This is a genomic window from Bacillota bacterium (genome assembly GCA_040754675.1).
GTDB lineage: Bacteria > Bacillota > Limnochordia > Limnochordales > Geochordaceae > Geochorda.
In genome coordinates this window covers 1-9,179 of record JBFMCJ010000129.1, presented here as the reverse complement: position 1 = coordinate 9,179, position 9,179 = coordinate 1, and the positions used below count along the sequence as shown (strand labels likewise).

General features: G+C 69.0%; 9 protein-coding genes. 3 read left to right on the top strand and 6 right to left on the bottom strand.

The genetic code is table 11. The features are described 5' to 3' along the window. Nucleotides 1-957 (top strand): hypothetical protein (locus AB1609_09275; protein MEW6046657.1); only part of this gene is annotated, 957 nt, incomplete at its 5' end. Here AB1609_09275 and AB1609_09270 read toward each other — a convergent pair. From AB1609_09270 to AB1609_09260, 3 genes are read right to left on the bottom strand one after another with little or no spacing between them, the layout of a single operon-like run. Continuing rightward, nucleotides 923-3,061: a diguanylate cyclase gene (locus AB1609_09270; protein MEW6046656.1), complete on the bottom strand. Its 2,139-nt coding sequence runs from the start codon at nucleotides 3,059-3,061 to the stop codon at nucleotides 923-925. The two genes, AB1609_09275 and AB1609_09270, sit on opposite strands and share 35 nt — an antisense overlap. Nucleotides 3,062-3,103: 42 nt before the next feature. Further along, nucleotides 3,104-4,273: a hypothetical protein gene (locus tag AB1609_09265; protein ID MEW6046655.1), complete on the bottom strand. Its 1,170-nt coding sequence runs from the start codon at nucleotides 4,271-4,273 to the stop codon at nucleotides 3,104-3,106. 7 nt (nucleotides 4,274-4,280) lie between these two features. Beyond that, nucleotides 4,281-5,573 (bottom strand): HD domain-containing protein, encoded by a 1,293-nt coding sequence (locus AB1609_09260; GenBank protein MEW6046654.1) that lies wholly within the window; start codon nucleotides 5,571-5,573, stop codon nucleotides 4,281-4,283. A 134-nt stretch (nucleotides 5,574-5,707) separates the two neighbouring features. Between AB1609_09260 and AB1609_09255 the strand changes: the two genes are divergently transcribed. Together AB1609_09255 and AB1609_09250 are read left to right on the top strand one after the other, a co-directional pair. Further along, nucleotides 5,708-6,337 (top strand): rhomboid family intramembrane serine protease, encoded by a 630-nt coding sequence (locus AB1609_09255; protein MEW6046653.1) that lies wholly within the window; start codon nucleotides 5,708-5,710, stop codon nucleotides 6,335-6,337. A 173-nt stretch (nucleotides 6,338-6,510) separates the two neighbouring features. Further along, entirely contained in the window at nucleotides 6,511-6,762 is a 252-nt protein-coding gene (locus AB1609_09250) for an FmdB family zinc ribbon protein (GenBank protein ID MEW6046652.1), read from the top strand. Here the strand turns inward: AB1609_09250 and AB1609_09245 are convergent. From AB1609_09245 to AB1609_09235, 3 genes are all read right to left on the bottom strand, one after another. Continuing rightward, nucleotides 6,759-7,820, bottom strand: a complete 1,062-nt coding sequence (locus tag AB1609_09245; GenBank protein MEW6046651.1) for a hypothetical protein — start codon at nucleotides 7,818-7,820, stop codon at nucleotides 6,759-6,761. The two genes, AB1609_09250 and AB1609_09245, sit on opposite strands and share 4 nt — an antisense overlap. Before the next feature lie 121 nt (nucleotides 7,821-7,941). Beyond that, entirely contained in the window at nucleotides 7,942-8,529 is a 588-nt protein-coding gene (locus tag AB1609_09240) for an HDIG domain-containing metalloprotein (GenBank protein ID MEW6046650.1), read from the bottom strand. Between the two features lie 38 nt (nucleotides 8,530-8,567). Next, on the bottom strand, nucleotides 8,568-9,179 hold a 612-nt coding region (locus AB1609_09235), incomplete at its 5' end, for an SDR family NAD(P)-dependent oxidoreductase (GenBank protein ID MEW6046649.1).

Sequence of the window (9,179 nt, the reverse complement as noted above, 5' to 3'; positions counted from 1 at the left end):
GTGGCAGCGGCACCCCCCTTTTTCTCGGCGCCTTTCTTTGCGTCACCGCCCCTGAGCCCTGCCGTCGCGGGCATGGGGGGCGCCGCCGCAGCGTGGGTGGACGACGCATCCGCCCTCTACTACAACCCGGCGGGGCTCACTCAGCGCCGGTTCGAGGCAGGTTTCACGACCGCGGTGCAGGAAGGCAACGGCGTTGGCGATCCGTCCGAGCAGCTCGAGCAGTTCCGCCGGCTATTTGCCGATCCGGCCTCGGCGGGGCAGGTGGACCAGGGGCTTTCCGCGATGGGCGGGCTCGTCATGAACGGGTCCGGGCTGGGCGTCATGGCCCAGGGCACCGCGCACGTCGACGGCGGCCAGGGAAGCGGCCGGTTCGTATCGGCCGTGGGGTTCGGGTCGGGATACAGGCTGGAGAGAAAGATTCTGGGTGCCGAAATCTCCACGGGGACCGCGGTACGGCTGCTGTACGCCGAGTCCTTTCATCTGGCGGCATCCCAGTCAGGCTCGCCCGCCGCATCCAGCCTGGTCGGCCGGGGCTTCACCTCCGATCTCGGGGTGCGGGCACGCTGGGGCGACACGCTTTCACTGGCGGTGGTGCTCCACGACGTGGCGGGCACCATGGCGTGGCGGCACCGGGAAAGCGACGAGCCGGCCGGGACGGACCAGTGGCTCCTGCCGCTCGCCGGCGTGCGGCTGGGCGTGGCCGTCACGCTGCCCGGCCAGAGGGGCCGGATGGCAGCCGAATGGCGGGGCGACGGCTCCTGGTCGGTGGGCGCCGAGCAGCGCATTTTCTTCAACGCGCTGGCGGTACGCGTGGGGCACGCCGAGCAGGGCATCCGGTCAGTGAACACGGCCGGGTTGGGTCTGCGGCTGGGCCCGTTCGGGCTGGACGCTTCCGTGGCGGTGCCGGCCGATCCGCGGGCGTCTACGCTGGTGGCCGGGCTGAGCCTCCGGCTCTAGCGGAGCCTCCGGCCTCCGCTGATCCCTCGCCGCGGGGCGGGTAGCACCACACCCGGCCCTTTCCCGCCTGCTTGGCGGCGTAAAGGGCCCGGTCTGCGGCCCGGACGAGGGAGTCTTCATCGCCGCCGCATTCGGGGAAACTCGCGACGCCGGCGCTCACGGTGGTAAACACCCGTTCCTCACCCAACAGAAGCGGCGTCCTGCTGGTGGCCTCCACGATGCGCATCGCCACCTGCTCGGCCTCCTCCATGCTGGCCTCCGGCAGCACCAGCACGAACTCGTCCCCGGCGTAGCGCGTCACGATGTCTCCGGCCCGGACGTGCGACCGGATGACGTCCGCCAGCAGCACCAGGTACCGGTCACCCTCGGGGTGCCCGTAGCGGTCGTTGATGCGCTTCAGGTCGTCCGAGTCGATCATGACGAGGCTGAGAGGGCGGCCGGACCGGCGGGCCCGCGCCAGTTCCCGGCTCAGCTCGCGACGGAGCATACGGGCATTGCCCAGCCCCGTCATATAGTCAGTGAGGGCGAGCTGCACCGTCTGCTCGTAGAGGCGCGCGTTTTGGACGTAGACGGCGGCCTGGCCGGCGATCGTGCCCAGCAGGTCCAGGTCTTCGAGGGTGTACGCCTGGGGCCGATACGCTTGGGCTGAGATGGTGCCCAGCACCCGGTCCTCGAGAATCATCGGCACGATGATGGCCGAGGCGGGTTCCTCGGGCGTTCCGATCAACCGGCGGCCCGGCACGGGCTGGCCCAGCTCCTCGGCACGGCGGTTGATGAAAAGGGGCCGGCCGGTGCGGATCACTTCCACGGTGGGGCCGTGGTCGGCGGCAAGGCGCAAGGGCGGGTAGCGCTGGCCCTTGTCGAAGATGAACGCGACGTTGACCGTCTGCGCCTCCGGCTCGTACAGCGAGATGATGAACGCCTCGGCGGGCATCACCCGCGCCACTTCGCGAAAGATGGTCTCGAAGAGCGGCTCGAGCTGCAGCGGCCTGGCCATGGCCCGGCTGATCTCGTGCAGGGTGGCCAGGTGCTGGGCCCGGCGCTGGCTTTTGGTATAGGTGCCGACGTTGTGAATCGCCGTGTTCCAGTGGTTGACAAGCTGGCCCAGCAGACGGCGGTGTTCTGCGTCGAACGGCGACTGCCAGGGGCTCCGGCCGGCGACGAGCCACCCCCACGCCTCCTCGGCACCGGGTGCTCGCACAGGACTGGCGATGAGCCGGGGGTTGAGCGCGATGGGCGTCTGGGCAGGGACGTCGACCTCCAGGGCATCGGGCGGCCGTTCGTGCGCGGGGCCTGGAGGCTCCGGGCTTGCCTGCGGGCGAGGCAGCAGGCCGAGGAGCGAGGCAACGGAGGGATCACGTGCGCCGGCGGCCGGCCACGCGGCGTACAGGCGCCATGCAGCATCATCCTGGCCCGGCACGACGAGCCACACCTGGTGGGCGGTCAGAAGCTGCGCCACCACCTTGAGCACCTGCTCGCTCCAGTCCGGCGGGCCCCACGAAGCGGCGTTGCGCTCGACGTGCGCGTGGAGTGCGAACAGGCTCTGCTCTTGCTCATAAGCGCGGAGCTGCTGGGTGCTCGCGGCCGACAGTTCCTTGAAGGCGGCAAGGTTGAGGGAGCGACTTCTCCCCACGAGCCACGTGAGCAGCACGGCCCCCAGAGCCCAGGCTGCAAGGGCCGGCCACCGCTGGCCCCTGAGGGGCATGGCGTCACCGAACGCCCACGTGGCCACACCTGCGGCGAGCCACCCAAGTGCCGCCACGATCCAGGGATGTTCCGGCGCAAGCCTGAGCCCCCACCCCGCGCCCCAGACGACCATCGACAGCGTCAGCGTCGCGAACGCAAGAAGGCTTCCGGAGAGCCGCCAGGCCGCCACGATGCCGGCGAGGGCCAGCGCGGCACCGAACCAGACCGCTACCGGTGCCGGTACGAACGGCTCGCCGTTGCTCTCGTAAGCCTCGGCCCCGAAGCCGGCCCGGCGCCAGGGGGCACACCACAACAGAATGGCCGCCGCGAGGTAGCCGGCGGCGGCAACGGCGGGAGCGGGCGCGCGCCAGGCAGCGGCCGTGTAAAACAGGGCCACAACGGCCCCTTCGACTGCCACGCTCTTGATTGCCCGGCTCCTTGTATGATGATCCACCGGCGCCTACCCGCCTTCTCTTGGACGCAAGGTCCCCGGCGGGAGCAACAGGCCCGAAGGGGAGCGTTCAGCCGCCGGCCTGGGATCGGCCGCTTCGCGGTCCCGTTGCCGCGGCGGCAGGTACGCTGCGAGGTGCCGCGCGCTCAGGGCCTCGAGCACACCGACTCGTAGAGGAGAATGTCGGTCGAGCAGCACCCTGGAAGCGGCCGCCGCCAGGCGAGCCTCCTGGGGCCGGCCGTGCCGTTCCAGCCGAAGTGCCACATACGCGAGACGAGCGCCGAGAAGGCTGCGGTGGGGAGGGGCATGCAGCGCTTGGCTCATGCGGAAGGCCAGCCGTTCCACCATCGCCTCGCGGGTCGCAGGGAGCAGGGACAGGCGTGTTTCGAGGTGCTGGCGGGCCTCCGCCAGGAAAGGTGCCAGCGCTTCGCTCAGGTCCCACTCTTCGACCTCAGGGTCGCCGGCAAGAGAGGACGACGCCCTGGCCCATACCTCGAGGCGCTCTCGATCCTCGTCCAGGGCGCTTTGAAGCTGGCGGCTCCACTGCCCGGCCGCCCAGCCGTAAGGCGTCGGTGAGGTCTCTCCTGCAAGCGCCGGCTCGAGCCACTCGCGCGCCAGGACGTAAGCCCTCGGAAAGCCAGCCGTGCGGGTCCTGGCCCGCGCCGCCGCCCCCGCCAGCATCATGGCTCCCCAGGAGGGCTCGAAGGCCGTGAGCCCGGAGCGAACGGCCTCTTCAAACTCCGCGGTCGCCCGCCGGCGCGCCAGCTCGCGGGTCTCGGCCTCCTCAAAACCGCGCACATCGCTGACCCGGGCATTGAAGACGTGGGTTGTATGCCCCAGATCCCACACGGTCAGGACCACGGCGGATCCGTCGGCGCCGATGCGCGACGCCGCCGCCTGCACCACAAGCGCCCGCGCGCCGCCCTCAGCGCGGGGCGCCTCGGCCCCTTCTACCTCGATCCCCATGGAACGCAGCCGGTACAGCACCCTGCGCAGTTCCTTCATGACAGGCCTGGGCAGCGCAGGGCCCGCCGCCAGGGCGGCCAGGGCGCGGCGCGCCTCTTCTCCGGCCGGCCCTGCCGTTCGGGCTTGCCGTTCCAGGGTCAACAGGGTTTGCTCGGAGGGGACTTCGCCGGCGTTCGGCCGGTCCGAGCTCCCCGCGCCGGCGTGTTCACTCATGCCGAATTCACCGGTCTTCCTCGGGGGCGAGGAGGTTGCGCACGGCGTCCCGGCACTCTTCCGGAACGTACAAGTTGACGGCGGTTCTGGGCCGGGTTGCCAGCGCCCGGATGATCTCGCTCATCCTGGAAAGCTCCTTCAGCTCGCCGAACTCGTCCACGGCCATCATCGGCGGACTTCCACGTGAGAGCGGGCCATCCTCCGTGTAGTAGTCGTAAGCCACGTCCGCCGTCCTATCCAGCAGGCAGTAGTACTCAGGGTCCCATCCGGCGCGCCGGACCGCCTCCCGGGCCCGGACCAGCGTCTCGTCCGGAATGGACGGACGCGGCCTGCGCAGCACGGGCTTGATCAGGCGGCGCCTGATGAAGCGGCCGGCCATGTCGCTCAAGATCGGGTCGGGGTGGTGCTGCCAGCGCTTCAGGGCGTACACCACGTCGTAATCGTCCACCGCCACGTACGCCGCAAGCGGGGGGTCTTCCGTCCTGAAAAAGGGTTCGAGGTTCTCGGGCAACTCCGGGCCGGGCGCAAGCTCGCCCGCCTGGAACAGGTCCCGAGCCCGGCGCCAGGCGGCGCGCAGCACCAGATCCTGCGCCCGGGTCGTCTTGTGGAAGTACACCTGCCAGTACATGTAATGGCGCGCCAGCACGTATTCCTCGGCAGTGGGGACGCCCTTATACGTGAACACCACCTGGCCGTCCGCCAGCGTCAGCGTGTTGATGAGCCGTTCGAGGTCGAAGCGGCCGTAAAAGGCACCGGTGTAAAGGGCGTCTCGCAGGAGGTAGTCCATCCTGTCCACGTCGAGCTGGCTTGCCACCAGGTGCTGCAGCCACGTGAGCTCGCAGGGAAGTTCGCCCTTGAGAACCTGGAGCACTCGCCCTGAGAAACCGGGTGCATACTCTTCCAGCACGGCGTGAACTTCGGTCGGGCCCTCGAGGATGGCATATGTCCACTGCTCGTGGCTCCTGGAAGGGGTCAGCACCCTTTCCAGGCCGTGCGAAAGAGGACCATGCCCTATATCATGTAAAAGGGCGGCAGCACGGGCCAGTCGTTCCAGTTCGTCGTCGATGGCAAGCTGAGCCGACTGGCGCAGGCGCGCCAGCACCTTGCCCATGATGTGCATGGCGCCCAGGGAGTGACCGAAGCGTGAGTGTTCGGCCCCGTGGTAAGTGCCCGCCGCCGTGCCGAGCTGGCGCAAGCGGCGCAGCCGCTGGAACTCGGGCGTGTCGATGACCCGCACGAGAAGCCGATCCCGCACCGTGATGAAGTCGTGCACCGGATCTCGAAAGATCTTTTCGCGCATGCTACAAACCTGGGCACAGCCCCCGTTGGGAGGTTGGCACCATTATACCGCTTCGGGATAATATCCCCACCCGACGGTACCCGTACGTAAACAAGCTGCTGGTAGCCATCAACCTGGCCATCTTCCTTTACGAGGTGACGCTGGGCGACGCGGTATCCGCGTTCTTGTACCGGTGGGGGCTCATCCCCGCCAGGCTGTGGGGGCTGTCGGGCGACGGCGCCGGGCTCGACATGGGCGTGCTTGGCGGCGCAGCGCTTCCGCCGGTGTGGCTCACGCTATTCACGTCCATGTTCCTGCACGCCGGCTGGCTCCACGTGGGCAGCAACATGCTGTATCTGTGGATTTTCGGCGACAACGTGGAGGACCGCCTGGGGCACGGCCGTTACGCGGCCTTTTACCTGATCGGCGGGCTGGCCGCCGGGCTTCTACAGGCCGTGGTCGCCGCCGGAGCCGCCGCGCCCACCATTGGCGCCAGCGGCGCGGTGGCTGCCGTGCTGGGCGGGTACTGGCTGTTGTACCCGTGGGCGAAGGTCAGCACACTGGTACCCATCTTCTTTTTCATCACCATCGCTGACATACCCGCTTTATTCTTCCTGCTCTTCTGGTTTGTCACCCAGCTTTGGAACGGTGCGCTGGCCCTTACCACCTCTCCCACCCTCGTGGGCGGGGTCGCTTGGTGGGCACACATCGGGGGGTTCATAACGGGCCTCATCTTGATCAAGATTTACAGGGTGCGCCGGCGGCCGCCCGTAACGTACTGGTAGGGACGGCGGCCCGGGTTACCCGGGCCCGCGCCGATCTTGCGCGCCGGCGCCCCGGCGACTATCATTAGGCTCTGGATGTGACGGTCTGCCTGTGAGCGGCACCGCGAGTGCGTGCGGGCAGGCCGACTTATTTTCCACACAAGACCCGGACTTGCGGAGGTGCTGCGTAGGCGATGCCCACGTACGAGTACCACTGCAATCAGTGCGGGCGCTTCGAGGCGCTGCAGTCGATCACCGAAGAGCCCCTCAAGAGCTGCCCCACCTGCGGCGGCCCGGTGCAGCGCCAGATCAGCCGCAACGTCAACATCCTCTTCAAGGGATCCGGCTTTCACGTCACCGACTATCGCAGCAAGTCGTACAAGGAGGCCGCCAAGAAGGAAGACTCCACGGTCGGCAGCAGCTCTTCCTCCTCCAGCAAGGATTAGGCCCCGGGCGCGGGGATCGTGCACTCGACCGGGGCGTGCAGGCTCTCCTGGCCTGCCAGATCGACGGCCGTCACCCCCACGTAGGCCGACCCTCCCGTTTCCCATGGTAGGTCCGGATCGGACAGGAGAGCCTGCATCTCCCCGGCCCCCACCTCCGCCTTCAACCGCAGCGTCGAGCCGGGCGGCCGCAGGTAGACCCGGTACCCGGCCAGATCGGGCTCGGCCGGAGCCGTCCAGGCAACCTCCAGCTGACGCTGGGCGGCAAGCCCGCGGCAGGCCACTGCGGACGGGGGCGAGGGCACGAGGTCAACTTCCCCTACGACGATGGCCGTGCCGGCGCCCGGGCGCCACGTCACCCCGGTCGTTTTGCCGGGCAACAGCGCCACCCCTTCGCGCCAGTCGCTGGAGAACTCAAGCGTCCCGTCCTGCTGGTAGAGCAGAACCTGCACGTCGAAAGTGCCCGCGGGACGTTCCCGCTCGAAGCTCCACGAAAGCGCTGCGGAAGGCCGGGCCGAGCGCAATGTGGTGGAATCGCTTCCCTTCAGTCTGACGCCCGCCGCGGTCACGTTGCCTTCGCGTGCGTAATCCGTGAGGTCCACGTTTACCCGCAAGATCGCCGGGCAGGCTGCGAGCACGAGCCGCACGGTGGACGTTTGCCCCCTGGCAACGTAGAGGGTGGCCGACCCGGCGTAAACCGTGTCGCCCTCTGCATCCACCAGTTCGCCCGCCACCCTCCAGCGCCCCTCGTAGACCTGCTGAAACGTGAAACTGAAGAGCGCCTCGTCCTGTTCAGGCGGAGCGAGGAGGCCCTGTTCGCGGGTCAACACGTGCGCGTCCTTGACGAGGGTGACGCGCACCCGCTCGAGCGCCGGCTGGCCGGCCGAAAGCTGTAAAGCTGCCGCGGGGATGGCCAGCGTCACCTGGACCGGCCCGGCCACCCGGCCCGGCCGCAGCCCCAGTACGGCCGCAGGAGTGCACCCGGCAGCCCCGATCGCCGGCGTGATGACCGCCCCGGCAAGCAGCACCGCCGTCAGGGCTCGGCGCGGGATCGAAAGCATCCGGCATCGCCTCCGGCCCCTCGCGAAGCGGCCGGTCAGGGAGCGGGCTGCCGGAGTTCATTGTCACAAAAGGAGGGAGCCCGGGCAAGGTCACCCGCGCTCAACGCGCCGCGCAGGGGTGTCAGTCTGGCTTGCCATCCAGCCCCAACTCGCTCTTGATCCCCCGCATCGCGTCAATCACGGTCTGGATGTGCTCGTCGAGGGGGACGCCCAGTTCCTCGGCGCCCTGGAAGATCTCCTCACGGTTGACCCCGCGGGCGAAGGCCTTGTCCTTGAACTTCTTCTTCACCGAGTCGACGGTCACGTCGTCAAGGTCCTTGCTGGGGCGTACCAGCGCCACCGCCACGATGAAGCCGGTCAGCTCGTCGCACGCCCACAGCGCCCTGGCCATGGGCGTCGTGCGCGCCTGGCCGTGGTAGCTGTTGTGGCCGAGGATGGCCTCTACCACCTCGGACGGGTAGTGGCGCGCCTTCAGTTCCTCGACCGCCTTGAGCGGGTGCACCTCCAGCTGCGGGTAGCGCTCGTAGTCCATGTCGTGCAGGAGGCCCGCCAGGCCCCACAGCTCCTCGTCGCCCCCGAACCGGCGGGCGTAAGCCCGCATAGCCGCCTCCACCGCCAGCGCGTGCTTGAGGAGGTTGGGGTTTTGCGTCCACTCCTGCAGAAGCTGCCACGCCTCTTCGCGACTCGGTCGTCCGTCGGCGCCCGGCACGTCAAGACCCCCTTCGATGGCCCGTCCAGCCGTGCCGCTCAGTACGTGATGGACAGGCCGCCATCGACGAAAAGCGTCTGCCCGGTGACGTAGCTGCACGCCGGCGACGCAAAGAAGAGCACCGCCGCCGCCACCTCTTCGGGCAGGCCGGCGCGAGCCAGCGGGATGCGCCGTTCCCCCACGTAGAAGCGCCGGAACACCTCGGTCTCCAGGTCGCTTTCGCCGGAGGCCCGGGACATGGCCGTGTCGATGAAGCCCGGCGCGACCGCGTTGACCAGGATGCCGTAGGGCGCAAGCTCCACCGCGAGGCTGCGCGTCAGTTCGTCGATGGCGCTTTTGGCCACATTATAGGCCGATGACCAGCCGACGCCAAACGAGCCGTTCACCGAGGAGACGTTGACGATGCGCCCGCCGCGGCGGGCACGAGCCATGCGCCGCGCCACCGCCTGGGTGCAGTGGAACGCGCCGGCCAGATTGTCCTCGACCAGCCGGCGCCAGCGCTGGTAGGGGGTGGCCAGGAACTCGTGCGCCTCGAAGGCGCCCGCGTTGTTGACCAAGACGTCGATGGGGCCGAGGGAACGCCACGCCTGCTCGACGGCCGCCTCCACCTGCGCGGGCTCCCGGACGTCGGCCGGCAGCGCCAGCGCCCG